Here is a 25095-nt window from a genome sequence, read left to right as displayed (position 1 = left end):
CCTTGCGGGTCAGCGAGCGCCCGCTTGTTTGTAAAGCGAAAGGATATGGCCCGTGCGGGGGTCGCCCTTGCCGGCCAGCACCTGCGCGTAGGCGGCCTGCACCGCCTCGCCGCCGTGGTGGTGCTCGGTGTGCAGCCAGGGGTTGCTGGTGTCGGTCACCGTGGCCAGGAAGCGGTGCCACGCGGCCACCATGCGCCGGCCGAACTCGTCGGCGCCCCATTCGGTGGTGCGCTTCTTGATCTGCGCCGGCGCAAAGAACAGCGTGGCGCGCGGCCCGGTCAGGCTCTTGCCCGCGCCCTTGGCGGCGAGCTGCTCCACGTGCGTGCCGCCGATCGAGCTGCTGTACTTGAGGTTCGTGAAGCGCTCGTGGATCGCGGTGCGCAGCTCGCCGTTGCCGGCGAAGTCGATGTACACGCAGGGCGTGTCGGCGGCGATGGTGTCGAGCGCGTCGTAGGTCACCACGCGGTCGTAGCAGCCCAGGCTCTGGCAGAAGGCCACGTTGGCGGGCGAGGTGAGGCCGAGCACCTCGATGCCGTCGCGCTGGTGCAGCTGGAAGGCCGTGCCGTAGGCCGTCTTGCTCGAGGCGCTCGACAGCAGCATGGTGGTGGCGCCGAAGAAGTCGTTGTCGGCCATGAAGTCGTCGATCAGCCACGAGGTGATGAACAGCGGGCGCAGCAGCGCCTGCAGGTCTTCGGTGTCGGTGGTGTACAGCGGGTCGGCGTTGCAGCGGAAGTACTGGTTGTAGACCGCGGGCAGCTCGGCGCGGTGCGCCGCCGCGTCGGTGAAGCGCGAGGGCGAGAGCCGGTCGGGGCTGAGCACCGCGCTCGTGGACATCGGCCAGTAGCCGTAGATCCGTTCGCCCACGGCCACGCCCGGGTGCTGCGACTGCACCACGCTGGCGAAGCCCCACACCGGGATGCTGCCCCAGCCTTCTTCCTCGGAGGGGAAGAACTGCCAGTAGCTCATCGCATCGCCGAAGGCGGCGTAGGTGATGTTGTTGGAGGTGAGCGCAAAGCTGTCGATGCGCACGCGCACCTGGCCGTCGGCCAGCGGCCGGTCGGTGGTGTCGGTGTGCAGGCGCGTGGTGGCCAGCTGGTCTTTGCGGATCAGGAGGTGGGTGGTGCTCATGGGGTCGATCTCCGCGGGTGTGTGTTGAAGACGGGTGGGCGGGACGGGCGAGACGTGCGACCACATTAGCCAAGCTTGGTGAAAGGCGCTATCTCGGCGCGCGTTTCGGCGTCACCCGTGAGACAGACATGAAAAAAGCGCCCGGGCTTGGGGCCGGGGCGCTTTTTTCGTGAAACCGTCAGGGCGGAATCAGACGATGGTCAGTTCCACGTCGATGTTGCCGCGGGTGGCGTTCGAGTAGGGGCAGACCTGGTGAGCCGTGTCGACCAGCAGCTTCTTCTGTGCGTCGTCCAGGCCGGGCAGCGAGATCGCCAGTTGCACCGAGATGCCGTAGGCCGCGCCGCCGTTCGTCGGGCCGAGGGAGACCTTCGAGTCGATGGCGACTTCTTCCGGCACCTTGACACTGATCTTCGGGCCGACGGCCTTCATGGCGCCGATGAAGCAGGCGGCGTAGCCGACCGCGAACAGCTGCTCGGGGTTGGTGCCGGGCTTGCCCGAGCCGGGCGAGCTCAGCTTGACGTCGATGGCGCCGTCGCTGGACTTGCCGGCGCCGTCACGGCCGCCGACGGTGTGGGCTTCTGCGGTGTAGAGAACTTTGTCGAGCTTGGTGGTCATGGTGATTTCCTTTGGTCAGGGGAGTGGTGATGAAAGGGCTTCTTCTCACGAAGCCGGGGAGAACTCTGGATGGGTTGTTTGTCAGGCGGCTTTGCGGATGCGGTCGCGCAGGGTCTGGATCTGCTGCGTGAGGGCGATCAGCTCGGGGACGGAGCATTCGGCGGCGGCCATGAGGCACTCGGGGACGTTGGCGGCACGGGACTTGAGCTTGCGGCCTGCGGTGGTGAGCGTGATGTGGACGCGGCGCTCGTCTGCGACGTCGCGGACTCGGGCTACGTAGCCGTTGGCTTCTAGGCGCTTTAGCAGCGGGGTGAGGGTGCCGGAGTCCAAAGAGAGACGCTCGCCTAGGGCGGAGACGGTGGGGCCGTCTTGCTCCCAGAGGGCGAGCATCACGAGGTATTGGGGGTAAGTGAGCTGGAGCTTTTCCAGCAACGGCTTGTAGAGACGGGTCATTGCCAAGGAGGCGGAGTAGACGGCGAAGCAGAGCTGGTTGTCTAGCTTGAGCAGGTCGTCTGTGTTGGGTTTCGTTGGCATGGATTGAATTGTAGTTCGCAATTGAATTGTGTGCAATGTAGTTGTTTTGGGTGACTTGGGGTGGTGGTCGTTTTGCTTCCCGAGGCCGGGACTCGCCCCGGCGGGCGACTTACTTTCTTTGCTTCGCCAAAGAAAGTAAGCAAAGAAAGGCGACCCCACTGTCTGCGACCCTTCGCTTCGCTACGGGCAACCTGCGGTGCTCGCGTTTCGCGGGGTCTCGCAGAACTCGCTTCGCTCAAACAGCTGCGAGCCCTGATCCGCGAAACGCTGCGCTCCTCGGCGCAGCCAGAGGGGCTTTGATACCGGGCGGGCCGTCGCTTCGCTCGGCCCGGGAACTACCAACAGCCGAAGCCTGCGTTTGTGCTCGTGCTCGTGCTCGTGCTCGTGCTCGTGCTCGTGCTCGTGCTCGTGCTCGTGCTCGTGGTGGCTGTGGCCGTGGTGGTGGTGGGCACATCCGCATCTGTATGAACGCACACGCATGCGCTCATGCAAGGACCAACGCCATGACCAATCCCCGCCGCAGCAGGCGCGCAGCGCCTGCTGCGGCCCACTGGCCGAGCGAAGCGATGGCCCGTAGGTATCCAAATCCCTTCTGTATGCGCCGAGGAGCGCAGCGTTTCGCGGATCAGGGCTCGCCCTTGTTTGAGCGAAGCGAGTTTGGGCGAGACCCCGCGAAACGCGAGCACCGCAGGTTGCCCGTAGCGAAGCGGAGGGACGCAGACAGCAGGGTCGCCTTTCTTTTGCCTACGTTTCTTTGGCGAAGCAAAGAAAAGTAGGTCGCCCGCCGGGGCGAGACCCGGCCTCGGGAAGCAAACCAGGTCACCCTCTAAAAATCACCCCCGAAACCGCTTCCGAGTCAAAGCCAAAGCAATCCAGAAAGCAACAACCGCATACACAACCAAAACACCCGCATGCACCCACCACCCCTCAGGCCACCGATCCATAAACAACGGCCGCACCAAAGCAACAGCATTGGTCAAAGGCAACCAGGCAGCCACAGAACGCACAACAGAAGGCAACTGCTCCAGCGGAAAAAACACCCCACTCAAAAACATCATCGGCGTCATGAACAGCGTGAAGTAATAGGTAAAAAAGTCATACCCCTTAGCCAACGCATTGAAGATCAACGCCACAGAAGAAAACGTGATCCCACACCCAATCAACACCGTCCAGGCCACGATCAACTTGGGGCTGTGACTGATCCCAAGCCCGAGCATCACAAACAAGATCGCAGTCACAGTAAAGATCGACTTGAACGCCGCCCACAACATCTCCGCAAGCACGATGTCATCCAGCCCCACCGGCGCATTCATGATCCCGTCCCACGTCTTCTGCACATGCATCCGAGAAAACGCCGAATACAGCGCCTCGAAGCTCGCCGCATTCATCGCGCTCATGCAGATCGACCCACTCGCCAGGAACAGGATGTAGGGCACCTGCGTGCCATCCACCGTCACCTGCCCAACGAGAGCGCCCATCCCGTAGCCAAACGCCACAAGCCAGATCAGCGGCTCCGCGATGTTCCCGATCAGGCTAGGCAGCGCCAGCTTGCGCCACACCAGCAGGTTGCGCAAAAACACCGGCCACCACCGCATCGACAGCTCAGGCGCGCGCCACACAGAGGGTGAAGGCGGCACAGGCGTCTCGGGAGAAACGGCAGAAGAAGCAGTGGTTGTGTTCATAGAAAGAAGGCCTAGCCATCCTGGCGAATCTGCCGACCGGTGAGCTTGAGGAAAAGATCTTCCAGGTTGGCCGGCCGATGGAAGGTGCGCAGCCCGCCGTGCTGCGTCAGCGCGTCGAGCAGACGCCGCGCATCCTGCGTATAGAAGAACACCGTCTCCCCGCTCACCTCCACGCGCGCAGCCAGCGCCTGCAGCTCGGCCGACCCGGCCAGCGACAGCGCCCCATTGCCATACACCTCGACCACATCAGGCTCCAGATGCTCGGCAATCAGGTCACGCGGACGGCCCTCGGCGATCTTGCGGCCGTGGTCGAGCACCAGCAGCCGCGAACACAGGCGCTCGGCTTCGTCCATGAAGTGCGTGGTCAACAGGATCGACTTGCCCTGCTGCAACAGCACCTGCAACCGCTCCCACATCAGGTGCCGCGCCTGCGGGTCAAGCCCGGTGGTGGGCTCGTCGAGCAACAGCAACTTGGGGTCGTTCACCAGCGCGCGCGCCAGCGACAGGCGCCGACGCATGCCGCCCGACAGCTCGCCGGGCTTGGCGTCGGCCTTGTGCGAGAGCGCGGCGAACTCCAGCAGCTGCGGCACGCGCGCACGCACATGCGCTTTGCTGAAGCCGAAGTAGCGGCCGTACACCACGAGGTTCTCGGCGCAGCTGAAGTCGGGGTCGAGGGTGTCGAACTGCGACACCACGCCCAGCTGCGCCTTGATCGCCAGCGCGTCGCGCGGCATCTGCAGGCCCAGCGCCTCGATGCTGCCGCCGTCGGGCGCGGTGAGGCCCAGGCACATGCGGATGGTGGTGGTCTTGCCCGCGCCGTTCGGCCCGATCACGCCCAGGCACTCGCCGGGCGCGATCTCGAACGAGAGGTCGTCGACGACCGTGGTCTCGCCGTAGCGCTTGCGCAGCCCACGGACCTGGAACAACGGGGAAGAAGACGAAGAGGAAGGCGAGGAGGGGGTGGTGTGGGATGGCACGCGGCCATTCTGACGCAGCCGGCCGATTGGCGCAGCAGCTACATGCGCAAGCCGCTGAACTCGGTTTTCATCCAGTCGATGAAGGCCCGCGTGCGCGCCGGCAGCAGCCGCGCGTTCGGGTAGATCACGCTCACGGGCCGGGGCGCGGGCTCGTAGTCTTCGAGCACCAGCTGCAGCCGGCCCTGTGCCACATGCGGCAGCACCTGGTAGGAGAAGAAAGTGCCGAAGCCCATGCCGGCGGCGCAGGCCTCGATGGCGGGCGCGAGGTGGTTGAACTCCAGTCGGTTGTCGGGTGTCACGTGCACGGTCTTGCCGCCGTCGCGGAACGCCCATTGCGGCGGTGCATCGATGCGCCCGCGCACGCAGGGTGCGCCCGCCAGGTCGCGCGGATGGCGCGGCACGCCGTGCTGCGCCAGGAAGGCGGGGCTGGCCGCCACCACGCGGCGGATGGTGCCCAGCGTCTGCGCCACCAGCGACGAGTCTTCGAGCGGGCTGATGCGAATGCCGACGTCGATGCCCTCCTCGAGCAGGTTCACGGTGCGGTCGTGCAGCCGCACGCTGCAGCGCACCTTCTCGTGGCGCTGCATGAAACGCACGATGGCGGGCGCCACGTACATGTGGCCGAACAGCACCGGCGCGGTGATGACCAGCTGCCCCGCGGGCTCGCGCGCCTCGGCCTTCAGCGCCTGGTCGGCGGCGTCGGCCGCGAGCAGCACCTCGCGCGCGCTCGGCAGGTAGTGGCGGCCTTCCTCGGTGAGCGACAGGCGCCGCGTGGTGCGGTGAAACAGGCGCACGCCCAGGTGCGCCTCGAGCGCGGCGAGCGCGCGCACCACGGCGGGCAGTGAACTGCCGAGCGCCTCGGCGGCGCGGGTCAGGCTGCCCTGGTCGGCAATCTGCACGAAGGTCTGCATGGCCTTGAAGCGATCCATGGCGCGATTAAACCGGAAAACGCAGCAGTCAAATCCGGCAAAGGCTATTCATTCATTTGGTGGAAGAGAGAAGAATCGAGGCCATACCCACCCGAAGGACTCCTCATGACCGAGAACACCACCACCGCCCAGCGTCAGCCCGCCCAGCCCATCCAGCTCTTCGGCAGCGCCATCTCGGGCCACGTGCACCGCGTGCGCTTCTTCCTCTCGGTGCTGGGCCTGCCCTTCGAGATCGTCGAGCTCAACCTGCGTCAGCGCGAGCACCGCACGCCGGAGTTCCTGGCGCGCAACCCCTTCGGCCAGGTGCCGGTGATCGAGGACGGCGAGGTCACGCTGGCCGACTCCAACGCCATCCTCGTGTACCTCAACGAACGCTACGCCCCGGACCCGGCGCGCTGGATGCCGCGCGACCCGGTGGGCGCGGCGCGCGTGCAGCGCTGGTTCTCGGTGGCGGCCGGCCCGCTGGCCTACGGCCCGGCGGCGGCGCGCATCATGGTGCTGTTCGGCGTGGACGCCGACCGCACCGAGACCGTCAAGCGCTCGCACGCGCTGCTCGCGGTGATGGAGACCTGCCTGTCCGAGCAGCCCTTCCTCGCGGGCCCGTCGGCCACGCTGGCCGACATCGCGAACTACGCCTACGTGGCCCATGCGCCCGAGGGCAGCGTGTCGCTCGACGCCTATCCACAGCTGCGCGCCTGGCTGGCGCGCGTGGAAGCCTCGCCGGGGTTCGTGCCGATGGTGCGTTCGTCAGTAGGCTTGGCGGTGGCGTCATGATCGCCGCGCCCTTCCACGCCGGCGAGCGCGCGCTGCAGTCGCTCGTGGGCTCGCGCGAGCAGATGGAGGCGATGGGCCCGCGCGTGATCCGCGACTACATGCCCGACCAGCACCGCGAGTTCTTCTCGCTGCTGCCGTTCCTCGTGGTCGGCAGCCTCGATGCCGAGCTGCAGCCGTGGGCCAGCATGCTCGCGGCGCCGGCCGGCTTTGCGCACTCGCCGGATGCGACGCACCTGCGCATCGATGCGCTGCCGGGCGCCGGCGATCCGCTCGCGGCCCAGCTCGCGCCCGGCGCCACGCTCGGGCTGCTGGGCATCCAGCCGCACACGCGGCGGCGCAACCGCATGAACGGCACGGTCGAGGCGCTCGATGCGGCGGGCTTCATGGTCGAGGTGCAGCAAAGCTTCGGCAACTGCCCGCGCTACATCCAGGCGCGTGAGCCGGTGTTCGCCGCACCGCCGGCCAACGAGCCCGCCGCGCAGTGGCTCGACACGCTCGACCTCGCGGCCGAACGGCTCATCGGCGCGTCCGACACGCTGTTCATCGCCACGGCGTACCCCGACGCGGTGGCGGCGGGCGACGCGGCCGATGCGCGCTCGCACGGCGTCGACGTGTCGCACCGCGGCGGACGGCCGGGCTTCGTGCGCGTCGATGCGGGCGGCGTGCTCACGGTGCCCGACTTCAACGGCAACCGCTTCTTCAACACGCTCGGCAACCTGCAGGCGCATCCGCGCGCGGGCCTGCTGTTCGTCGATTTCGACACCGGTGAGCTGCTGCACCTGAGCGCCACGGCGAAGATCGTCACGGAGGGGCCTGAAGTGGCGGCGTTCGAGGGCGCGGAGCGGCTGATGCGCTTTCATGTCACGCGCGCACTGCGCCGTCCGGCCGCGCTGCCGCTGCGCTGGGGCGAGGCCGCGTTGTCGCCGCACCTGGCGGGCACGGGGCGCTGGGCCGCGCACTGACTCAGTCGAAGACGGGGATGCGCCCGTTGACCGACGGGCGGTAGTGCCAGTCGAGCGTGTCGAGATCGGAGGCGCTGGGTCGGCGCAACAGCGCTTCGAGGCCAGCAGCGGCCAGCGTGCAGGCCAGCGCCTGCCCAGGGCACGCATGCATGCCATGGCCGAAGCCAAGCACGCGGCGCTGCGCGCGCACGGGCATGAAGCGGTCGGGCTCGGGGTTGAACGCCGGATCGCGCTGCGCCGAGGCCAGCAGCACCAGCACCGCTTCGCCCGCCGCCAGCGAGGTGCCGGCGATCTCGACGGGATCGATCGCGAAGCGGCGCGTGTTCTGCACCGACGGGTCGTGGCGCGCCGTCTCCTCCACGATGGCGAGCAGCCCGTCGCGCGTGCGAGCCAGCGGGCGCAGTGCAGGCTGGCGCGCCAGCGCAACGAGGCTGTTGCCCAGCAGGCCTGCCGTGGCATCGCAGGTCTGCGAGAGCAGGCCCACGAGGTTCGCCAGCAGCGCGCGCGAGAGCGGCGCGCTCGCCGCGCTTTCGGCCAGCACCGCCGCCAGCAGCGTGCCGTCGCGCGGCGAAGCGTTCGCGCTCAGGGTTTCGAAGCGGTTCATCAGCGCGCCGGCCGCCACGCTCGCTGCCTGCAGCTGGTCGGCGTTCGACAGCGGCGAAAGGCAGGCGACGAAATCGCGCATCCAGCGGTCCACCTGCGGCAGTGATGAACCGTCGAAGCCGAGCAGGTGCGCCATCGCCCGCACGGGCAGCGAGAACAGCGCCTCGGACAGCGGCGCCTGCGGCGGCACCTGCCGCGCCACGTCGAGCGCGGCGGCGTGCGCCGCCTGCAGGTCGAGCCCGGCCAGCGCGCGCTGCAGTGCCGGCCGGTGCGCCTGGTGCGCGGGGCCATCGTTCATGCGCACCAAGTGCCCGAACACCTCGCCGGCAGGGCTGCCCACGATCGCGCGCGGCACGGGCTCGGCGGCGGGGCGCACGCGCAGCGCGCCGTGGGCCTGCAGCACCTGCATGACGACATCGGCGCGGCTTGCGACCCACACGCGCAGGCCCTCGTGCCACGCGAGCGGCGGGCCGTCGCGCAGCGTGGCGTAGTACGGGTACGGGTCGGCATGCGTGGCGGCGGCGACCGGATCGGCGGGGTGGGCGAGTACAGCGGTAGTCATGGCGTGCAGTGTGCGTTCGCAGGCGCCGGCACACTTCGGTCGCGAACGAAGTGTGGGATGCGCCGCCGCCTTAGGATGCCCGCATGGACGACACCACCGCTTCCGACTTCCAGCTCGCCCGCCTCGCCGGCGCCATCGCCGAGCCGGCCCGCGCCCGCATGCTGAACTGCCTGATGGACGGCCACGCCCGCACCGCCACCGAACTGGCCACCGTGGCCGAGGTGGCCGCCTCGACCGCGAGCGCGCACCTCGCGCGCCTGAAGGAGGAGCGGCTGGTCGAGGTGCTCGTGCAGGGCAAGCATCGCTACTTCCGCCTGGCCAGCGACGACGTGGCCGCCGCGCTCGAAAGCCTCATGGTGGTGGCCGGCGCCCCGCGCCCCGCGGCGGCGTTCCAGCCGAACACGCCGAGCCGCCTGCGCAGCGCCCGCACCTGCTACGACCACATGGCCGGCACCGCGGGCGTCGCGCTGCACGACCGGCTGCATGCGCAGGGCTGGCTCAGCGGCCTTGCGAGCGGCTCGTACGAACTCACGCCCGACGGCGCCATCGCGCTGGAGAGCCTGGGCGTCGAGGTCGACGCCGTGCGCCGCTCGCGCCGCCGCTTCGCCTGCGCCTGCCTCGACTGGAGCGAACGCCGCCCGCACCTGGGCGGCGCGCTCGGGGCCGCGTGGCTGCAGCTGTCGCTGCGGCGCGGCTGGGTGCGGCAAGAGCTCGACGGACGCGCGCTCACGCTGACGCCGAAGGCGCAGCGGGAGATGCCGGAGTTGTTCAACTGACTGCCGGAGACACACGAAGAAGCTCGGTGTCCTGACCGGGAAAACTCCAAACCGGATGGGCCGCAGCCCACTTATGATCCTGCACCAAATCGGGAGGATGGAACTGTGGCAACCAAGTGGTGGGCAGCCGTGTGCTGCGTGGTTCTAGGCGCATGTGGCGGTGGAGGCGGCGGCGGAGGTAGTGGGGGTGGACTCGTCGGACTCGCCATGCCGCCAGGGGCGGCAGTGCCGGCATCCGGTGCGGGCGGCGATCCGGGCGCAAACCCCGGAACGGAAGCGGCGCCTCCCGCCGGGCCTGTCACGCAACCCGGCACGGACCCTGCGCCCATCACCGGTCCTCAGCCCGGCCCGGTCACCACCTACACCTACAAGCTGGGCAAGGTCGAGGACAAGATCAGTCCCTTCGATCCGCGCTTCCGGGGGCTGGTGCTGGACCAGCTGAACAGCCCGGCGTTCGCTGGCTACTACTACACCGGCTCGTTCTATCCCGACACAGGCAATGGCATCTTTACCAGGGCTTCGTCGACCGATGCCTACCTCTGGTCGATGGACACGGTGGTGGCCCCCAACGGCCACTCCGCGGCCAGCTTCGTCTCGATGGCGTTGTTCATGGTCATCGGTGAGGGCACGCTGCGATCCCTCTACGGAAAGCCCACGGCGGAAACGGCGACCTATGGGTACATGAAGGTCGCCATCGACGCCGACGTCAGCGGCTCGCTGAGCCGCCTGAACGCGGCGGGTGCGCAAGGCTATTGCCGGTTGGCGAGCGGTGTGTTCGAGACGCGCATGATGCGGCAGGAGGGTGCCAGCGATGTCTGCACCTACGAATCGCCGGCCCCCCGTGTGTCTTCGTTGCAGGAGCGGCTGGACCAGCTCAACGCGATGGGGCTCAAGGGCTTCATCCCCTTCTTCCTCAACGGCGGTACCCCTTACTACGTCAAGGTGAACAACGCGTCGACGAGTTACTACTACTACGTGGTCGATGATGCGACGGGCGGCAGCGACGAAACCAAGTTCCTGGCCCTGCTCAATGCGGAAGGTGCCAAGGGTGCGACATCCTATGAGTACATCGCCAATGGCGGCATCTCACCGAAGCGGATATTCCGCATTGCCACGAACTGCAGCCGCTGGTGGCTGTGCTGACCAGGCGAAGGCATCGCGAAGGAAAGGTCCCTCACACGGGCCCGAGGCTCAGGCCTTCAGCTTGAGCAGATAGATCAGCGGGCCCGCCATGGCGGTGTCGAGTTCGAGAAAGCTCTCGAAGTCCTTCCCCGCCATCCAGTACGGGTCCCAGTTGTTGCGCTTGATGGTCTTCTGCCAGAGGTCGTGTGTGGTGGCGCGCTGCACCGCCTCGAGCAGCTGGCCGCGGCGGTAGGGCGGCACCTTCTTGCCGGTCATCACGCCGCGCCAGTTGGCCAGGTCGGCGTCCACGCCCTGCTGGCGCACCGAGGCGATCCCCTGGAACGGGTGCTTGGACGACACGCCGATGGCGCGCAGCTTGCCGTTGGCGATGTTCTCGGCGAACTCGCTGTAGCCCGAGATGCCGACCGCCGCCTTGCCCGTCTCGAGCGCTTCGACCACCTGCGCGCCGCCCGGGTGCGGCTGGTAGTTCAGCGACGCCGAGGCGCCGGCCACGCGCGCCAGCATGCCGGCGAACATGTGGTCCACGCCGCCGGCCGAGCCGCCCGCGATGACGGTGTTGGCGGCATCGGCGCGCAGCTGGGCGACGAGGTCCTTGGGGGTCTTGATGGGCGAGTCGGCCTTGACGGCGACCACCTCGTAGTCGCTGGTGAGGCGCGCCACGGGCGACACATGCGCCAGCGTGACGGCGGGCTTTTGCAGCGCCACCGCGCCGACCATCACCATGCCGCTGACCAGCAGCGCCTCGGGGTCGGCGTCGTACTTCTCGACGTACTTGGCCAGCCCGATGGTGCCGCCCTTGCCGCCGATGTTCTCGTAGGTGACGGTGCCCACGGCGCCCGAGGCCAGCAGGGCGGCGCCGAGGGCGCGGCCGGTCTGGTCCCAGCCGCCGCCTTCGTTGGCGGGAATGACGATGCGCAGCTTGCTGCTCAGCGGCGCGTCGGCCGCGCGGGCGTTGCCGGCCCACAGCGCGGCCTGGCCCGCACCGGCGGCAGCGGCCGAGGCTGCCAGCCAGGTGCCGAAGCGGCGGCGGGACAGGGGAAGGGCGGCGGCAGCAGGCGGCGAAGACGGGCGCATCGTGTTTCCAGTTGTGTACGTGACAGCCAATGATGTCCGCGAAACAAGGCAAACACGCCCTCGCCCGCACAGGGAGAAACCCTGAGGGGGAAAGAGGGGCGAAAGGCGTCGGAGCCTACTGGAAAGCCACTTCCGCGAAGCTTCGCAGCTTGCGGCTGTGCAGCCTGGTGGTGCCTTCCTGGCGCAGGATCTCGATGGCGCGCATGCCGATGCGCAGGTGCTGTTCCACGCGCTCGCGGTAGAAGTGGTTGGCCATGCCGGGCAGCTTGATCTCGCCGTGCAGCGGCTTGTCGCTCACGCACAGCAGCGTGCCGTAGGGCACCCGGAAGCGGAAGCCGTTGGCCGCGATGGTCGCGCTTTCCATGTCCAGCGCCACGGCGCGGCTCTGGCTGAAGCGGCGCTGCGGCTGGTTGCCGGGCAGCAGCTCCCAGTTGCGGTTGTCGGTGCTGGCCACGGTGCCGGTGCGCATGATCGTCTTCAGGTCGGGGCCCTCGCACTTCGTGACGTCGGCCACCGCCTGCTCGAGCGCCAGCTGGATCTCCGACAGCGCCGGAATCGGCACCCACAGCGGCAGCTCCTCGTCGAGCACATGGTCCTCGCGCACGTAGGCGTGGGCCAGCACGTAGTCGCCCAGCTGCTGCGTGTTGCGCAGGCCGGCGCAGTGGCCCAGCATCATCCAGGCGTGCGGGCGCAGCACGGCGATGTGGTCGGTGATGGTCTTGGCGTTGGCCGGGCCCACGCCGATGTTGGTCATGGTGATGCCGCTGTAGTCCTCGCGCACCAGGTGGTAGGCCGGCATCTGCGGCAGGCGCGGCGGCGCGGTGCCCTGGCTGCCGTCCAGCAGGTGGGCGAAGGTGTCGCTGTGGCCGGCGGCCAGCCCGCGCCGGCGCGTGATCACGTTGCCGGGCTCGATGAAGGCGATGTACTCGCTGTTCTCGTCGGCCATGGCCTCGTGGCCCAGGCGCACGAACTCGTCGATGTAGAACTGGTAGTTGGTGAACAGCACGAAGTTCTGGAACCACTCGGGCGCCGTGCCCGTGTAGTGGCGCAGGCGGTGCAGCGAGTAGTCGACGCGCGCCGCCGTGAACAGCGACAGCGGCTGCGGCTCGCCGGGCAGCGCCTCGAAGGTGCCGTTGGCGATGCCGTCGTCCATGGCGCCCAGGTCGGGCAGGTCGAACACGTCGCGCATGAGGGCGCGTCGCTCGGCGCTCATCGTGCCTTCGATGTGGTCGTTCTCGGCGAACGAGAAGTGGATCGGAATGGGCTGCGTGCTGGTGCCCACCTCGATCTCGACCTGGTGGTTTTCCAGCAGCAGGCGGAACTGGTCGAGGTAGTAGCGCGAGAACAGGTCGGGCCGCGTCAGCGTGGTCTCGTAGCGGCCGGGGCCGGCCACGAAGCCGTAGCTCAGGCCGGCGTTGGCCGGCGGCGTGTGGCGCGAGACGGTGTGCGTGTGCACCCGCACGAACGGGTAGCAGGCCCGCACCCGGCCCGGCAGCGCCTCGCCGGCGACAAAGCGCAGCATCGATTCGCGCAGGTGGGCCAGGCCGCCCTGGTAGATGGCTTTGACCTGGTCGAGCGCCTCGGCGGCGTCGGTGAAGCGGGCGGGAGCGACGAAGGTGGGCATGTAGGGCATGCCGTCATTGTGCAATGCGCCCGTGTCGGCGGGGAGGTCCTGAGGTCAGTCCAACAGGCAAGCCAGCACCTTGGCCAGCATGTCGTCCACGTCCGTGGCCTGCACCGCGCCGGGCAGGGCGACGTCGCCGTGCATCACGAACACCGGCTTGCCCCATTTCAGGCCCATGGCCATCTCCGACAGCGTGCCCATGTTGCCGCCGATGGCGACCAGGCACACGCCGCTGCGCGCGATGATGCCGTTGCGCATCTCGCCCATGCCGGTGGGAATGGCCACGCTGAGCCATTCGTTGGCATGGCGGTCGTCGTCCTCGGGCAGGATGCCCACGGCGATGCCGCCGGCCTCCACCGCGCCGCGCGAGGCCGCGGCCATCACGCCGCCGCGCCCGCCGCAGACCACCGCCATGCCCGCACCGGCCAGCGCATGCGCCACCGCGTAGGCGGCCTCGCATTCGGCCGGGCCACCGTCGCCCGGGCCGAGCATCGCCACCGGCTGGCGGTGGCGCTGCGGCCCCCACTGCCGTTGCGCCAGGCGCGTCAGCGCCTCAGTGACCGGCGCCGACAGCACCGCGCTCGCGCCTTCGTGTAAAGACATCGCCCACTCCCATCACGACCACACACACTACCATCAGCACCAGCGACAGGGCCGCCGCCACCGCGAAATCGGACCCGCCGTCGCCCACCTGCGCGAGCAGCATCAGCGGCAGGATGTTCAGCTGCGTGCCCACAAGCGCCAGCGCCGTGCCGTAGGTGCCCATGGCAATCGCGGCCACCATGCAGGCGTTCGACAGCACCGAGGGCAGCACCTCGGGCAGCACCGTGTCCCGGAAGGCGCGCGCCTTCGAGGCGCCCAGCGTGCGCGCCGCCTGCGCCGGGCGCAGGTCGAGGTTGGCGAACACCGGGTACAACGACAGCGCCACGCGCGGGATCAGGTAGTAGGCATACGCCAGCCCCAGGCCCGACACGCTGTAGAACCAGCTGCCGATCACGGCCGGGTCGGCGCCCAGGCCCGCGAGCAGCTGCGTCACGAAGCCCGCGCGCCCGAACGCGAGGATGAAGCCGTAGGCGATCACCAGCCCCGAGAACGCGAGCGGCAGGCCCAGCAGCGTTATCATCCATTGGCGCCGGCCCTCGGGCTGGCGCGCCAGTTCGATGGCGATGCAGGTGCCCACCACCGCCGAGATCGCGCCCGCCGCCAGGCCCAGGCCCAGCGTGTTGCGCAGCGCACCCAGGAACAGCGGGTTGCCGAACAGCCGCCCGAAGGCGCTGCCGCCCTCGCCGAAGGCCTCGGGCAGCAGCGCCGCCAGCGGCACCGCGAAGAACAGCGCCATGAAGGCCCAGGCGGGCCAGGCGCCAAAGCGTCGCATCACGGCCTCTTACTTGCCCAGCGCGGCCTGCGCCCAGAGCTTGTCGACCTCGGCCTTGCGCTCCGAGGCCTTCACCACGTCGAGCGGCTTGATTTGCGGCGCGGCCGGCATCTTGGCCGCGACATCGGCCGAGAGCGGCGTGCCCGGCACGGCAGGGCGCACGAAGCCCTGCGCGAACAGCGACTGGCCCGCCTCGCTCATGATGAAGTTGAGCCACAGCTTGCCGGCGTTGGGGTTCGGGCCGTTCTTCACCAGGCTGATGGCATAGGGCGCGGCCACGCTGGCTTCCTTCGGGATCACGACTTCCACCGCATCGCCCATGCCGTCGACGTGCTTGGCCTTGAGGCCGTCGTTCTCGTAGCTGATCCACACCGGGATCTCGCCCTTGAGGAACTTGGCGTACGGCGTCGTGCCTTCCACGCGCAGCACATTGCCGGCTGCATGCAGCTTGCCCAGGTAGTCGGTGCCGGGCTGCACGTTGTCGACGCTGCCGCCGTTGGCATACGCCGCGGCGAAGGTCAGCACCTGGCCGATGCCGGTGGAGCGCGGGTCGAGGTAGACCACCGTGCTCTTGAATTCGGGCTTGAGCAGGTCGGCCCAGCCGGTGGGCACGTTCTTCACCAGCTTCTTGTTCACGAGGAACGCGATGTTGAGCGTGTGGATGGTGAACCAGCGGCCTTCGGCCTCGCGGAACACGGCGGGCAGCTTGTCGAAGTTGACGGGCTTGAAGGGCGCGACCACGTCCTTCTTCGCGGCATCGACGGCGGAGGCGGCGAAGTAGTAGGCGGTGTCGGCCTGCGGGCGGCGCTTGGTTTTTTCGAGCGCGACCACGGTGGCGGCCGAGCCGATGTCGTTGTAGGTCAGCTCGATCTCGGGGTAGCGCTTCTTGAAGTCGCGGAACAGCGATTTCCAGTTGGCCCACTCGGGGCCGGTGTCGAAGGAGACGCACAGGCCTTCCTTCTGCGCTTCGGCGTACAGCGCCTTCTCGCCCGCGTAGAGCTCGGGGCCGTCGAAGGCGAAAGCGGTGCGCGCGAGCGACAGCACGGGCAGTGCGCCGGCGGCCTGGATCAGATGTCTGCGTTGCATGGTGGCTCCTTGAGAGGAAAGGTCAGTGGTCGAGCAGGCGAAGGTGTTGGGGGGCGATGGCGATTGCTTGGGCCGCCGGCGCGGCCGACTCGGCGAGGAAGGGCTTGCCCGCGCCCGCCACGTCGAAGTCGTAGCGCGTGAGCGCGCCCAGGTAGCGCTGCGCGCCGGTGCGGCCGGCCAGGCGGTTCACGCTGTCGGGCGCCGGGTCGGGCCGGATGTGTTCGGGCCGCACCAGCACATGCACGGGCGTGCCGAAGGGGCGGCTGCCGGTCTCGGCGAAGAGCTCGGCAAAGCCCATGTCGAGCCGGCCCGGCGACGCCACCTTGGCGGGCAGGATGGTCGAGAGCCCGACGAACTCGGCCACTGCGCGGCTGGCAGGGTGCTCGTAGATCTCGCGCGGCGTGGCGATCTGCAGCAGGCGGCCGTCCTTGAGCATCGCCACGCGGTCGGCCATCACCAGCGCTTCTTCCTGGTCGTGCGTGACCAGCAGCGTGGTCGCGTTGAAGCGCTGCTGGATCGAGCGGATCTGGTCGCGCAGGTGGCCGCGCACGCTGGCGTCGAGCGCCGAGAGCGGCTCGTCGAGCAGCAATGCGCGCGGATCGATGGCGAGCGCACGGGCCAGGGCCACGCGCTGCTGCTGGCCACCCGAGAGTTGTGCCACGGCGCGCCGCGCGTGGTCGCCCAGCCCGACGATGTCGAGCAGCTCCTGCGCACGCTGGCGGCGCGGGGCCGTGTCCACCTTGCGCAGCTTGAGCCCGTAGGCCACGTTGTCCAGCACGCTCAGGTGCGGAAACAGCGCATAGCTCTGGAACACCATGCCGATGTGGCGCTGGTGCACCGGCGTGCGCGACATGTCGTCGCCGCCGAGCACGATGCGGCCCGTGTGGCCGGTCTCCAGCCCCGCCACCAGCTTGAGCAGCGTCGACTTGCCCGAGCCGCTGGGCCCGATCACCGCGACGAGCTCGCCCGTGCGCACGTCGAGCGACACGTCGTGCAGGCCGTGCGCGCTGCCGGGGTAGTTGTAGCTGACGTTGTCGAGGAGGAGGCTCATGGATGGGTAACCTTCGCGCTGCGCGCTACGGTGTTCGCCTTGGGAGCGGCCCGGCGGCTCACGGCTGCTTCACCAGAGAAGAGGAAAGAAGGGCCGACGCGCTCGCCAGCACGAGAAGGATGACGGTCGCCGCGCAGGCAAAACCCGTCGCGCCGTAGAAGGCCTGCAGCAGCACCACCGGGTAGGTGCGGTTCTGGAAGCTCGTGAGCAGGTTCGACAACCCGAACTCGCCCACCGAAATCGCCGCCACCATCACCAGCCCGCTGATCAGGCTCTGGCGCAGGCTGGGCAGCACGATGCCGGTGAACTGCTGCCAGCCCGAGGCGCCGAGCGTGGCGGCCGCCTGCTCGAGCCGCCCGAGGTCCAGGTGGCGCAGGTCGGTGAGCAGCGTGTTCGTGAGGTAGGGCAGCGTGAGGATCGCGTGCGCGGCGATCAGCAGTGGCATCGAGCCCAGCCAGGGCGCGAGGTCGGTGTTGAACACGATCATGTAGCCGAAGGCCAGCGTGATGGTCGGCACCGCGACCGGCGTGGCGCTCACGATGCGCGCCGCGATGCTGCTGCCGCGCCGCGCGCCGTGGTACAGCGCATAGGCCAGCGGCAGCGCCAGCACCGTGTTGATCGCGCAGGCCGCCATCGCCACCACGAGGCTGCTCACGAAGGCCTTGCGGAACGAGGTGTCCAGCCACAGGTCGACATACCACTGCCCGGTGACGCCCGTGGGCAGCAGCGTGTTGGTCCAGTTGCCGCCGAAGCTGCCGATCGCCAGCAGGGCGATGGGCAGCAGCAGGTACAGGCCGTAGACGAGCGAGATGCCGCGAATCAAGGGGTGTCTCCGAAGGTCTTGCGCACCCGGCATACTTTCCGGATGCTCTACTTTTTGCCCACGGCGGATTGCCGCGTTCCAGCGAATTCTAGGAAGCAGATGCACACTTATGGGTGAAAGTTGGATGACGACACTTGAGCAATCGGCAAGTGTTTTTCACACGACTTTCATCAACCGGAGCCAGGCATGAAACGCGACTGCCCCACCATCCAGGAACTGCTGGCCTTCGACGCCGTGGCGCGCCAGCAGAGCATCACGCTCGCGGCCGGCGCCCTGTGCATCACCGTGAGCGCCGTCAGCAAGCAGATCGCGGGGCTCGAGGCTTTCCTGGGCCGCGAGCTGCTGCAGAAGAACGGCCGCGGCGTGCAGCTCACGCCGCAGGGGCGCGTGTACTGGCAGAAGATCTCGGGCGGCCTGCGCGCCATCGAGACCGCGACCTTCGAGGCGCGCTCGGGCGATGCCGGCGCCGGCCTGCTCACGCTGGCCAGCGTGCCCACCTTTCTCACCAAATGGCTCATTCCGCGCCTGCCGGCCTTCAGCCAGAAAAGCCGCCACGTCATGCTGAGCTTCAGCCGCCACCTGGAGCCCAGCGACGGCATCCCGGCCGGCGTCGATGCCGCCATCCGCTACGGCCCCGACGGCTGGCCCGGCGTGGTGTCCGAATACATCGCGGGGCGCGAGTTCGTGCTGATCGTCGCGCGCGCGCTGGTCGAGGGGCGCCACCGCATCGTGCAGCCCATCGACATCGTCGGCCACACCTTGCTGCACCACGAGGGCGCGCCCACCGCCTGGCGCCAGTGGGCCGCGCAGCACGGCGTGCCCGAGGTGCAGACCGTGGCCGGCCCGCGCTTCGCGCAGTACTCGGCGCTGATCCAGGCGGCGCTCAACGGGCTGGGCATCGGGCTCGTGCCCAAGCTGCTGGTGCAGGAAGAGCTGGCCGAAGGCGCGCTGCTGAGCCCCTGCGGCACGCCGGTGCGCGTGGACCAGGGCCATTACCTGTGCTACCGGCCCGACCGCCTCGACCTGCCGGCCTTCGCGGCGTTTCGCGAATGGATCATGGGCGAAGGGCAGAAGTCGCGCGGTGTGGAGACCGAGGCATGAAGCGGCCGTCTTCGCTACGCTCTGGCCACGGAGCAACCAAGGAATCGAATCGATGAAAGTCGCAGTCATGGGTGCCGGCGCGGTCGGCTGTTACTACGGCGCCATGCTGGCGCGCGCGGGCCACGAAGTCGTGCTGATCGGCCGGCCTTCGCATGTGGAGGCGGTGCGTGCGAACGGGCTGCGGCTGGAGACCAAGGCCTTCGATGAACAGGTGCGCCTCGATGCCAGCACCGAAGCGGGCGCCGTGCAGGGCGCCGACCTCGTGCTGTTCTGCGTGAAGTCCACCGACACCGAATCGGCTGCCGCGCAGATCCAGCCGCACCTCGCACCCGGCGTGCTGGTGCTCACGCTGCAGAACGGCGTCGACAACGACGCGCGCGTGCGCGCGGCGCTGCCGTCGCACGACGTGGCCGCCGCCGTGGTCTACGTGGCGACCGAGATGGCGGGGCCGGGCCATGTGAAGCACCACGGCCGCGGCGAGCTGGTGATCGCGCCGTCGCGCCGCAGCGACGAGGTCGCGCAGGCACTGATCGCGGCCGGCGTGTCCACGCAGATTTCCGACAACGTGCGCGGCGCGCTGTGGGCCAAGCTGGTGCTCAACTGCGCCTACAACGCGCTGTCGGCCGTGTCGCAGCTGCCGTATGGCGAGCTCGTGCAGGGCACGGGCGTGACGGACGTGATCCGCGACGTGGTCGCCGAATGCCTCGCGGTGGCGAAGGCCGAAGGTGTGGTGATCCCGGGCGATGTCGACGCGGCGGTGCGCGGCATCGCGCAGTCGATGCCCTCGCAGTATTCGTCGACCGCGCAGGACCTCGCACGCGGCAAGCGCAGCGAGATCGACCACCTCAACGGGCTGGTCGTGCGGCGCGGCGAGGCGCTGGGCGTGCCGACGCCGGCGAACCGGGTGCTGTTCGTGATGGTGAAGCTGCTCGAAGGCAAGCAGCCCCAGGCCGGCGGCTAGCCGGGCATCGGCTCGCGCATCGTCACGAACTCTTCGGCGGCGGTGGGATGGATGCCGATGGTGCTGTCGAACAGCGCCTTCGTCGCGCCCGCGCGCATCGCCACCGCAAAGCCCTGCACCACCTCGCCCGCGTCCGCGCCCACCATGTGCAGGCCCACCACGCGGTCGCTCTTCTTGTCGACCACGAGCTTCATGAAGGTGCGCTCGCTGCGGCCCGAGAGGGTGTGGCGCAGCGACTTGAACTCGCTGGAGAACACGGTCACTTCGCCGAACTTCGCGCGCGCGTCGATCTCGCTGTAGCCGCAGGTGCCGATGTTGGGGTGGGTGAACACGGCGGTGGGAATGAACTCGTAGTCCATGCCGCGCTTGCCCTTGCCGAACAGCGCATCGACCACCACCATCGCCTCGGCCAGCGCCACGGGCGTGAGCTGCACGCGGGTCGACACGTCGCCCACCGCGTAGATCGACGGCACCGAGGTGCGGTAGTGCGCATCGACCGCGATCGCGCCCTTGGCGTCGAGCTTCACGCCCGCCGCCTCGAGGCCGAGGCCCTGCGTGTTGGGCACGCGGCCGGTGGCGAAGAGCACGGTGTCGGCCTCGATCTGCTGGCCGCGCGCGAGCGTGACCACGAGGCCGTCGGGCCCGCGCGCGATCGACGAGGCCTCGCAGTTCAGGCGCACGTCGACGCCGGCCTTGCCCATCTCGTTGGCCAGAAACTGGCGCACGTCGTCGTCGAAGCCGGTGAGCAGGTGGGCGCGGCGGTGCAGCTGTGTCACCTTGGACCCCAGGCCGTTGAAGATCGATGCGAACTCGCAGGCGATGTAGCCGCCGCCCACCACCAGCAGGCGCTTGGGGAACGGGTCGAGGTCGAACATCGCGTCGGAGGTCACGATGTGCTCGCGGCCTGGAATCTCGGGCACGAAGGGCGTGCCGCCGGTGGCCACCAGCAGGTGGCGCGCGGTGTGGCGCCTGCCTTCGATTTCCACCGTGTGCGCATCGACCAGCTGGGCCCAGCCGGTGACGAGCGTGACGCCCGAGTTCTTCAGCAGCGAGCCGTAGATGCCGTTGAGCCGGCTGATCTCCTTGGCGCGCTGGGCCTTGAGGTGCGCCCAGTCGAACTGCGGCGCCGACGGGAGCTTCCAGCCGTAGCCTTCGGCTTCCTCGAAAGACTCGGCATAGCCGGCCGCATAGCTGTAGAGCTTCTTCGGGATGCAGCCCACGTTGACGCAGGTGCCGCCGAGCTCGGCGGCCTCGGCCAGCGCGACGCGCGCGCCGGTCTGCGCCGCCATGCGCGCGGCGCGCACGCCACCGCTGCCGCCGCCAATGACGAAGAGGTCGAAATCGAATGGTTGCATGAGAAAGACGCTCCTTGCGGCCGACTGTAGCGGCGGGGCGATGGCGGCGCTTCGGCCGGGGGCATGGCCGTGAAGCACCGCGGCCTGCGAGGGTCTTTGCCGGAGGGCGCTTGACCCTGAAGCTGCTTCAGGGAATCCACTGCAGTCAGGCCCGCGGGAATTCATCGCCACCGGCGACGTTGCCACTGGCCTGTTGCACGACGCAAGGGAGAAACACATGGGCATGCTGGAACGACTCTTCGGTGGACATGGCGGCGCGCGCCACGGCGGTGGGCACCACGGTTCGCAAGGCGGCCACGGGTACGGCCGCGACGCGCCACCGCCATCCGGCGGCAGCGCCTGCCCGGCCTGCCGCGCGGTGAACGCCGCCGGTGCGCGCTTCTGCCAGCAATGCGGCACGTCGATGCTGCCCGCGGCCTGCCGGCAGTGCGGCACGGCGATGGCGCCCGGCGCGAAGTTCTGCGCGCAATGCGGCCAGTCGACGCAGGCGACGTAGCGCGGCGACGCGCGAAAAACGGGGCGGGCCGCCAGCGAGAATTCGCGCTTGTCGGCAATGAAGGAGGAGCCCCATGAAGAACGATTCCAACAGGCAGAAGAAAAAGGACGGCGCGGCACTGGCGTGGCTGCCGGTCCTGGCGCTGTGCGCGATGGCCGTCGCGCCCGCGCCGGCCGGTGCACAGCTCGCGCGCAAGCCCTCGTACTACCAGCAGCAGAACCAGCCACAGCCCGAAGGCCCGGCCGCGCAACTCGTGCCGCGCCCCGCCGTGCCCGCCTCGCTGCCGGCACTGCGCAGCCAGGGCGATTTCGACACGCTGGCGCGCGTCTACGACGCCGGCACGCCGATGCAGCTGGCCCACGTGCTGTTCGCGATCGACCGGCAGGCGAAGCCGGCGCGCATGCACTACATCGACACGCCGCGCTTTCAGCTGCATGTGCGCTTCCTGCGCGACACGCGGCTCACGCCGAACACGGTCAAGCGCGAGATCGACCGCAACTACCTCGTGCCGGACCGCCGCTTCCTGTTCGGCACGTTGAGCTGGCAGCAGAACATCGGCACCTTCACCTACGAGTTCTGGGAAGGCGACCGGCTCACGGTGCCCTTGCTGCGCGAGGCCGAAGCGCAGGTGAAGGCCAGCTTCTTCGCGCCGGTGAAGTTCAAGACCAACTCGACGCTGCACGAGCGCATCGCGAAGGAGGCCGGCATCGACTTCGTGAGCCAGGAGGCGCTGATCCGCGAGCAGCCCTTCCTGCCGATGAATCTGGGCACCGCCACCGGCCGCGTGCGCATCGTGAACGACGCCTCGGGCCTGAACGCGCTGTTGCCCGACGACATCGCCGTGCTGCGCGAGGTGCCGATCAACCTGCCGCCGGTGGCCGGCGTGCTCACCGAGCGGCCGTCCACGGCGCTGTCGCACGTCAACCTGCTGGCCAAGGGCTGGGGCATTCCGAACGCGTACGTGCGCGATGCCGCCACGGTGCTGAAGGCGCACGCGGGCCAGTGGGTGGCGCTGAAGGTGGCGGCCTCGGGCTACCAGCTGCGCCGCCTCACGCCGGAAGAAATCGCCGCGCTGCCGCCGCGCGCCGTGCGTGCGGCTGCCACCGGCGCGCTGCCCGGCAGCAAGGCCGCGAAGCCGGACCTGCGCGAGACGCGCCTGCTGCCGCTGGCCTCGCTGCGTGCGCGCCACAGCGTGCAATGCGGCTCGAAGGCGGCCAACCTCGGCGCCGTGCTGGCCGCGCACATTCCCTCGACCACCGTGCCCGACGGCTTCTGCATTCCGTTCGCGCACTACGACCGCTTCATGCGGTCGAACGGGCTGGCCGAGCGCATCGCGCGCATGCAGCAGCAGCCCGGCTTCGCGGGCGACCCGCAGGTGCGGCAGAAGGCGTTGGCGCAGTTGCGCGACGAGATCGTGCAATGGCCCGTCGAGCCCGCCACCGCGGCGGCCTGGCGCGCGGCGTGGCAGGCGCAGCTGGGCGGGGGCGGCGTGTTCGTGCGCAGCTCGTCCAACTCGGAAGACCTGCCGGGCTTCAGCGGCGCGGGGCTCTACACCACGGTGCCCAACGTGAAGACCGGCGACGCGCTCGAGCTCGCGGTGAAGAAGGTCTGGGCCTCGGTGTTCAACCCCGAGGCCTGGGAGGCGCGCAGCGCCGCCGGCTTCGGCGCCGAGTCGGTGCTGATGGGCGTGTTCGTGCAGACCGCCATCGATTCGACCAACGCCGGCGTGATGATCACGCGCGACCCCTTCGACGCGGGGCATCCACATGTGACGTACATCTCGGCCAAGCGCGGCATCGGCATCCGTGTGGTCGAGGGCAAGCGCGTGGCGGAGCAGGTGATGTACTCGAGCTGGTCGAAAGCCATCCAGGTGCTCAGCCGTTCGGCCGAGGAGACGGCACTGCAGCTGGACAAGGACGGCGGCGTGAAGGAAGTGCCCGTGGAAGTCGGCCGCCACGTGCTGACCGACGAACTGGTGGTGCGGCTCGCGAACGTGGGCGCGGCGGTGAAGCGCACCTTCAATGCGGTCGACCAGGACATCGAGTGGGCGACCGTGGGAGACAAGATCGTGCTGCTGCAGGCGCGGCCGTATGTGGAGCGGCGGCGCTAGTTCACTGCGCCCTCAGCCCGGCGTGGCACGCGGGCGGTGGCCCGGCAGCGTGTTCAGCGGAATGCGCAGGTAGGCCACGCCGTTGTCGTCGGGCGGCGGCAGGCGGCCGCCGCGCACGTTGACCTGCATCGACGGCAGGATCAGCGTCGGCACTTCGAGCGTGGCGTCGCGCGCGGTGCGCATGCGCACGAACTCGTCTTCGCCGATGCCGTCGCGCACGTGGATGTTGTGGGTGCGCTGTTGCGCCACCGTGCTCTGCCAGTGCGGCTCGCGCGTGGCGGGTGGGTAGTCGTGGCAGACGTACAGCGTGGTCTCGGGCGGCAGTGCGAGCAGCCGGCGCATCGAGCGGTAGAGCTCGCGCGCGTCGCCGCCCGGAAAGTCGGCGCGCGCGCTGCCCAGGTCGGGCATGAACAGCGTGTCGCCGACGAAGACCGCGTCGTCCACGAGGTAGGCCATGTCGGCCGGCGTGTGGCCGGGCACGCGCAGGGCCTGCGCCTCGATCTCGCCGACGTGAAAGCGTTCGCCGTCCTTGAAGAGGTGGTCGAACTGGCTGCCGTCGGGCAGGAAGTCGCGCTCCAGGTTGTAGAGGCTGCGGAAGGTGGCCTGCACCGTGCGGATGTGCTCGCCGATGGCGATGCGCCCGCCGGCCTGCGACTGCACATGGCGCGCGCCCGAGAGGTGGTCGGCGTGCGCGTGGGTTTCCAGGATCCAGTCGACCTGCAGGGCCTGCGCGCGCACGTACGCCAGCAGGCGGTCGGCCGAGGCGGTGTCGGTGTGGCCGGAGCGGAAGTCGTAGTCGAGCACCGGGTCGATGACGGCGGCGCGCTTCGTCGCACGGTCCCAGACCACGTAGGACACCGTGCCCGTCGCGGGATCGAAGAAGGCCTGGGTGGTGGCGCGTGGGGGCATGGGGGTCGGGGTCATCGGCGCTCCTTCTGCGGTGCCTGGAGGCCAGGCACTCATTCAATCAATCAAGCGACAAATATTATATGAATTAATATAATGTTATTTCGCGAACTGTCATCCCCCCATGAAGACCCCGACCCACGCCATCGACCCCCAACTGCTGCGCAGCGCCGCCGGCCAGGCCGTCGCCGTGCTCAAGCTGCTGGCCCACGAGGCCCGGCTGCTGCTGCTGTGCCAGCTCTCGCAGGGCGAGATGTGCGTGAGCGACCTCGAGAGCACGCTGGGCATCCGCCAGCCCACCCTGTCGCAGCAGCTGTCGGTGCTGCGCACCGAAGGCGTGGTGGACACCCGCCGCGAGGGCAAGAACATCTACTACCGCGTGGCCGACCCGGCCCTGCTCGAGATCCTGGCGGTGCTGTACCGCCTCTACTGCCCGAAGGAGAACTGA

The 25095-nt window shown here is 69.0% G+C and carries 25 protein-coding genes; 9 read left to right on the top strand and 16 right to left on the bottom strand.

Annotation, left to right across the window (positions count from 1 at the left end):
- Nucleotides 1-9: 9 nt before the first annotated feature.
- From ACAM42_RS31585 to ACAM42_RS31560, 6 genes are all read right to left on the bottom strand, one after another.
- Nucleotides 10-1128: a DUF2855 family protein gene (locus ACAM42_RS31585; RefSeq protein ID WP_369630499.1), complete on the bottom strand. Its 1119-nt coding sequence runs from the start codon at nucleotides 1126-1128 to the stop codon at nucleotides 10-12.
- A 189-nt stretch (nucleotides 1129-1317) separates the two neighbouring features.
- A complete protein-coding gene (locus ACAM42_RS31580; protein ID WP_062481095.1) occupies nucleotides 1318-1743 on the bottom strand; it encodes an organic hydroperoxide resistance protein in 426 nt (141 codons plus the stop codon).
- 81 nt (nucleotides 1744-1824) lie between these two features.
- Nucleotides 1825-2277, bottom strand: coding sequence for a MarR family winged helix-turn-helix transcriptional regulator (locus ACAM42_RS31575; protein ID WP_095950280.1), 453 nt, complete (start codon nucleotides 2275-2277; stop codon nucleotides 1825-1827).
- Between the two features lie 833 nt (nucleotides 2278-3110).
- Nucleotides 3111-3959 carry an ABC transporter permease gene (locus tag ACAM42_RS31570; protein ID WP_369630498.1) on the bottom strand — a complete coding sequence of 283 codons (849 nt, stop codon included), beginning with the start codon at nucleotides 3957-3959 and terminating at the stop codon, nucleotides 3111-3113.
- An 11-nt stretch (nucleotides 3960-3970) separates the two neighbouring features.
- A complete protein-coding gene (locus ACAM42_RS31565) occupies nucleotides 3971-4936 on the bottom strand; it encodes an ATP-binding cassette domain-containing protein (RefSeq protein WP_062481101.1) in 966 nt (321 codons plus the stop codon).
- 38 nt (nucleotides 4937-4974) lie between these two features.
- Nucleotides 4975-5865 carry a LysR family transcriptional regulator gene (locus tag ACAM42_RS31560; protein WP_369630497.1) on the bottom strand — a complete coding sequence of 297 codons (891 nt, stop codon included), beginning with the start codon at nucleotides 5863-5865 and terminating at the stop codon, nucleotides 4975-4977.
- A gap of 105 nt (nucleotides 5866-5970) precedes the next feature.
- Between ACAM42_RS31560 and ACAM42_RS31555 the strand changes: the two genes are divergently transcribed.
- Both ACAM42_RS31555 and ACAM42_RS31550 read left to right on the top strand, forming a co-directional pair.
- The gene (locus ACAM42_RS31555; RefSeq protein WP_369630496.1) at nucleotides 5971-6639 is read left to right on the top strand and encodes a glutathione S-transferase family protein; all 669 of its coding nucleotides are present in this window, start codon (nucleotides 5971-5973) and stop codon (nucleotides 6637-6639) included.
- On the top strand, nucleotides 6636-7601 hold the full coding sequence (locus ACAM42_RS31550) for a pyridoxamine 5'-phosphate oxidase family protein (RefSeq protein ID WP_369630495.1): 966 nt from the start codon (nucleotides 6636-6638) through the stop codon (nucleotides 7599-7601). Before ACAM42_RS31555 ends, ACAM42_RS31550 begins: the two co-directional genes overlap by 4 nt.
- A gap of 1 nt (nucleotide 7602) precedes the next feature.
- Here the strand turns inward: ACAM42_RS31550 and ACAM42_RS31545 are convergent, their stop codons facing one another.
- Nucleotides 7603-8766: a cytochrome P450 gene (locus ACAM42_RS31545; protein ID WP_369630494.1), complete on the bottom strand. Its 1164-nt coding sequence runs from the start codon at nucleotides 8764-8766 to the stop codon at nucleotides 7603-7605.
- A gap of 83 nt (nucleotides 8767-8849) precedes the next feature.
- Between ACAM42_RS31545 and ACAM42_RS31540 the strand changes: the two genes are divergently transcribed.
- Nucleotides 8850-9542: an ArsR/SmtB family transcription factor gene (locus ACAM42_RS31540; protein ID WP_369630493.1), complete on the top strand. Its 693-nt coding sequence runs from the start codon at nucleotides 8850-8852 to the stop codon at nucleotides 9540-9542.
- 207 nt (nucleotides 9543-9749) lie between these two features.
- Nucleotides 9750-10685 (top strand): hypothetical protein, encoded by a 936-nt coding sequence (locus ACAM42_RS31535; protein WP_143599183.1) that lies wholly within the window; start codon nucleotides 9750-9752, stop codon nucleotides 10683-10685.
- A gap of 48 nt (nucleotides 10686-10733) precedes the next feature.
- Here the strand turns inward: ACAM42_RS31535 and ACAM42_RS31530 are convergent, their stop codons facing one another.
- From ACAM42_RS31530 to ACAM42_RS31500, 7 genes are all read right to left on the bottom strand, one after another.
- The gene (locus ACAM42_RS31530; protein WP_095747757.1) at nucleotides 10734-11693 is read right to left on the bottom strand and encodes a tripartite tricarboxylate transporter substrate binding protein; all 960 of its coding nucleotides are present in this window, start codon (nucleotides 11691-11693) and stop codon (nucleotides 10734-10736) included.
- A gap of 181 nt (nucleotides 11694-11874) precedes the next feature.
- On the bottom strand, nucleotides 11875-13392 hold the full coding sequence (locus ACAM42_RS31525; RefSeq protein ID WP_062481401.1) for an AMP nucleosidase: 1518 nt from the start codon (nucleotides 13390-13392) through the stop codon (nucleotides 11875-11877).
- Nucleotides 13393-13437: 45 nt separating this feature from the next.
- On the bottom strand, nucleotides 13438-13986 hold the full coding sequence (locus ACAM42_RS31520; RefSeq protein WP_062481403.1) for a TIGR00725 family protein: 549 nt from the start codon (nucleotides 13984-13986) through the stop codon (nucleotides 13438-13440).
- The gene (locus ACAM42_RS31515) at nucleotides 13937-14758 is read right to left on the bottom strand and encodes an ABC transporter permease (protein WP_369630492.1); all 822 of its coding nucleotides are present in this window, start codon (nucleotides 14756-14758) and stop codon (nucleotides 13937-13939) included. Before ACAM42_RS31515 ends, ACAM42_RS31520 begins: the two co-directional genes overlap by 50 nt.
- Before the next feature lie 9 nt (nucleotides 14759-14767).
- The gene (locus tag ACAM42_RS31510) at nucleotides 14768-15844 is read right to left on the bottom strand and encodes an extracellular solute-binding protein (RefSeq protein ID WP_062481407.1); all 1077 of its coding nucleotides are present in this window, start codon (nucleotides 15842-15844) and stop codon (nucleotides 14768-14770) included.
- 22 nt (nucleotides 15845-15866) lie between these two features.
- A complete protein-coding gene (locus tag ACAM42_RS31505) occupies nucleotides 15867-16895 on the bottom strand; it encodes an ABC transporter ATP-binding protein (protein ID WP_369630491.1) in 1029 nt (342 codons plus the stop codon).
- A gap of 58 nt (nucleotides 16896-16953) precedes the next feature.
- Entirely contained in the window at nucleotides 16954-17751 is a 798-nt protein-coding gene (locus ACAM42_RS31500) for an ABC transporter permease (RefSeq protein ID WP_369630490.1), read from the bottom strand.
- Between the two features lie 153 nt (nucleotides 17752-17904).
- Between ACAM42_RS31500 and ACAM42_RS31495 the strand changes: the two genes are divergently transcribed.
- Nucleotides 17905-18819, top strand: a complete 915-nt coding sequence (locus tag ACAM42_RS31495) for a LysR substrate-binding domain-containing protein (protein ID WP_369630489.1) — start codon at nucleotides 17905-17907, stop codon at nucleotides 18817-18819.
- A 52-nt stretch (nucleotides 18820-18871) separates the two neighbouring features.
- Entirely contained in the window at nucleotides 18872-19780 is a 909-nt protein-coding gene (locus tag ACAM42_RS31490) for a ketopantoate reductase family protein (protein ID WP_369630488.1), read from the top strand.
- On the opposite strand, the gene gorA is transcribed toward ACAM42_RS31490, so the two are convergent.
- Nucleotides 19777-21135: a glutathione-disulfide reductase gene (gorA, locus tag ACAM42_RS31485; RefSeq protein ID WP_369630487.1), complete on the bottom strand. Its 1359-nt coding sequence runs from the start codon at nucleotides 21133-21135 to the stop codon at nucleotides 19777-19779. The two genes, ACAM42_RS31490 and gorA, sit on opposite strands and share 4 nt — an antisense overlap.
- Nucleotides 21136-21352: 217 nt before the next feature.
- On the opposite strand from gorA, the gene ACAM42_RS31480 reads away from it, so the two are divergent.
- Both ACAM42_RS31480 and ACAM42_RS31475 read left to right on the top strand, forming a co-directional pair.
- Entirely contained in the window at nucleotides 21353-21631 is a 279-nt protein-coding gene (locus ACAM42_RS31480) for a zinc ribbon domain-containing protein (RefSeq protein WP_369630486.1), read from the top strand.
- 73 nt (nucleotides 21632-21704) lie between these two features.
- Nucleotides 21705-23741, top strand: a complete 2037-nt coding sequence (locus ACAM42_RS31475) for a PEP/pyruvate-binding domain-containing protein (protein ID WP_369630485.1) — start codon at nucleotides 21705-21707, stop codon at nucleotides 23739-23741.
- Nucleotides 23742-23753: 12 nt separating this feature from the next.
- On the opposite strand, the gene ACAM42_RS31470 is transcribed toward ACAM42_RS31475, so the two are convergent.
- A complete protein-coding gene (locus tag ACAM42_RS31470; RefSeq protein WP_369630484.1) occupies nucleotides 23754-24665 on the bottom strand; it encodes an MBL fold metallo-hydrolase in 912 nt (303 codons plus the stop codon).
- A 106-nt stretch (nucleotides 24666-24771) separates the two neighbouring features.
- Here ACAM42_RS31470 and ACAM42_RS31465 point away from each other — a divergent pair, with 106 nt between their 5' ends.
- On the top strand, nucleotides 24772-25095 hold the full coding sequence (locus ACAM42_RS31465; protein WP_062478840.1) for a helix-turn-helix transcriptional regulator: 324 nt from the start codon (nucleotides 24772-24774) through the stop codon (nucleotides 25093-25095).

This window comes from Variovorax sp. V35 (assembly GCF_041154465.1).
In the GTDB taxonomy this organism is placed as follows: domain Bacteria; phylum Pseudomonadota; class Gammaproteobacteria; order Burkholderiales; family Burkholderiaceae_C; genus Variovorax; species Variovorax boronicumulans.
Note: the sequence above shows the minus strand (reverse complement) of the source record. Positions and strands in the feature narration are given on the sequence as shown.

Bases quoted from the DNA above. Each gene is read 5' to 3' on its own strand.
- ACAM42_RS31585 (WP_369630499.1), bottom strand. From the start codon at position 1,128: ATGAGCACCACCCACCTCCTGATCCGCAAAGACCAGCTGGCCACCACG.
- ACAM42_RS31580 (WP_062481095.1), bottom strand. From the start codon at position 1,743: ATGACCACCAAGCTCGACAAAGTTCTCTACACCGCAGAAGCCCACACC.
- ACAM42_RS31575 (WP_095950280.1), bottom strand. From the start codon at position 2,277: ATGCCAACGAAACCCAACACAGACGACCTGCTCAAGCTAGACAACCAG.
- ACAM42_RS31570 (WP_369630498.1), bottom strand. From the start codon at position 3,959: ATGAACACAACCACTGCTTCTTCTGCCGTTTCTCCCGAGACGCCTGTG.
- ACAM42_RS31560 (WP_369630497.1), bottom strand. From the start codon at position 5,865: ATGGATCGCTTCAAGGCCATGCAGACCTTCGTGCAGATTGCCGACCAG.
- ACAM42_RS31555 (WP_369630496.1), top strand. From the start codon at position 5,971: ATGACCGAGAACACCACCACCGCCCAGCGTCAGCCCGCCCAGCCCATC.
- ACAM42_RS31550 (WP_369630495.1), top strand. From the start codon at position 6,636: ATGATCGCCGCGCCCTTCCACGCCGGCGAGCGCGCGCTGCAGTCGCTC.
- ACAM42_RS31545 (WP_369630494.1), bottom strand. From the start codon at position 8,766: ATGACTACCGCTGTACTCGCCCACCCCGCCGATCCGGTCGCCGCCGCC.
- ACAM42_RS31540 (WP_369630493.1), top strand. From the start codon at position 8,850: ATGGACGACACCACCGCTTCCGACTTCCAGCTCGCCCGCCTCGCCGGC.
- ACAM42_RS31535 (WP_143599183.1), top strand. From the start codon at position 9,750: ATGCCGCCAGGGGCGGCAGTGCCGGCATCCGGTGCGGGCGGCGATCCG.
- ACAM42_RS31525 (WP_062481401.1), bottom strand. From the start codon at position 13,392: ATGCCCTACATGCCCACCTTCGTCGCTCCCGCCCGCTTCACCGACGCC.
- ACAM42_RS31520 (WP_062481403.1), bottom strand. From the start codon at position 13,986: ATGTCTTTACACGAAGGCGCGAGCGCGGTGCTGTCGGCGCCGGTCACT.
- ACAM42_RS31515 (WP_369630492.1), bottom strand. From the start codon at position 14,758: ATGCGACGCTTTGGCGCCTGGCCCGCCTGGGCCTTCATGGCGCTGTTC.
- ACAM42_RS31510 (WP_062481407.1), bottom strand. From the start codon at position 15,844: ATGCAACGCAGACATCTGATCCAGGCCGCCGGCGCACTGCCCGTGCTG.
- ACAM42_RS31505 (WP_369630491.1), bottom strand. From the start codon at position 16,895: ATGAGCCTCCTCCTCGACAACGTCAGCTACAACTACCCCGGCAGCGCG.
- ACAM42_RS31500 (WP_369630490.1), bottom strand. From the start codon at position 17,751: ATGCCGGGTGCGCAAGACCTTCGGAGACACCCCTTGATTCGCGGCATC.
- ACAM42_RS31495 (WP_369630489.1), top strand. From the start codon at position 17,905: ATGAAACGCGACTGCCCCACCATCCAGGAACTGCTGGCCTTCGACGCC.
- ACAM42_RS31490 (WP_369630488.1), top strand. From the start codon at position 18,872: ATGAAAGTCGCAGTCATGGGTGCCGGCGCGGTCGGCTGTTACTACGGC.
- gorA (WP_369630487.1), bottom strand. From the start codon at position 21,135: ATGCAACCATTCGATTTCGACCTCTTCGTCATTGGCGGCGGCAGCGGT.
- ACAM42_RS31480 (WP_369630486.1), top strand. From the start codon at position 21,353: ATGGGCATGCTGGAACGACTCTTCGGTGGACATGGCGGCGCGCGCCAC.
- ACAM42_RS31475 (WP_369630485.1), top strand. From the start codon at position 21,705: ATGAAGAACGATTCCAACAGGCAGAAGAAAAAGGACGGCGCGGCACTG.
- ACAM42_RS31470 (WP_369630484.1), bottom strand. From the start codon at position 24,665: ATGACCCCGACCCCCATGCCCCCACGCGCCACCACCCAGGCCTTCTTC.
- ACAM42_RS31465 (WP_062478840.1), top strand. From the start codon at position 24,772: ATGAAGACCCCGACCCACGCCATCGACCCCCAACTGCTGCGCAGCGCC.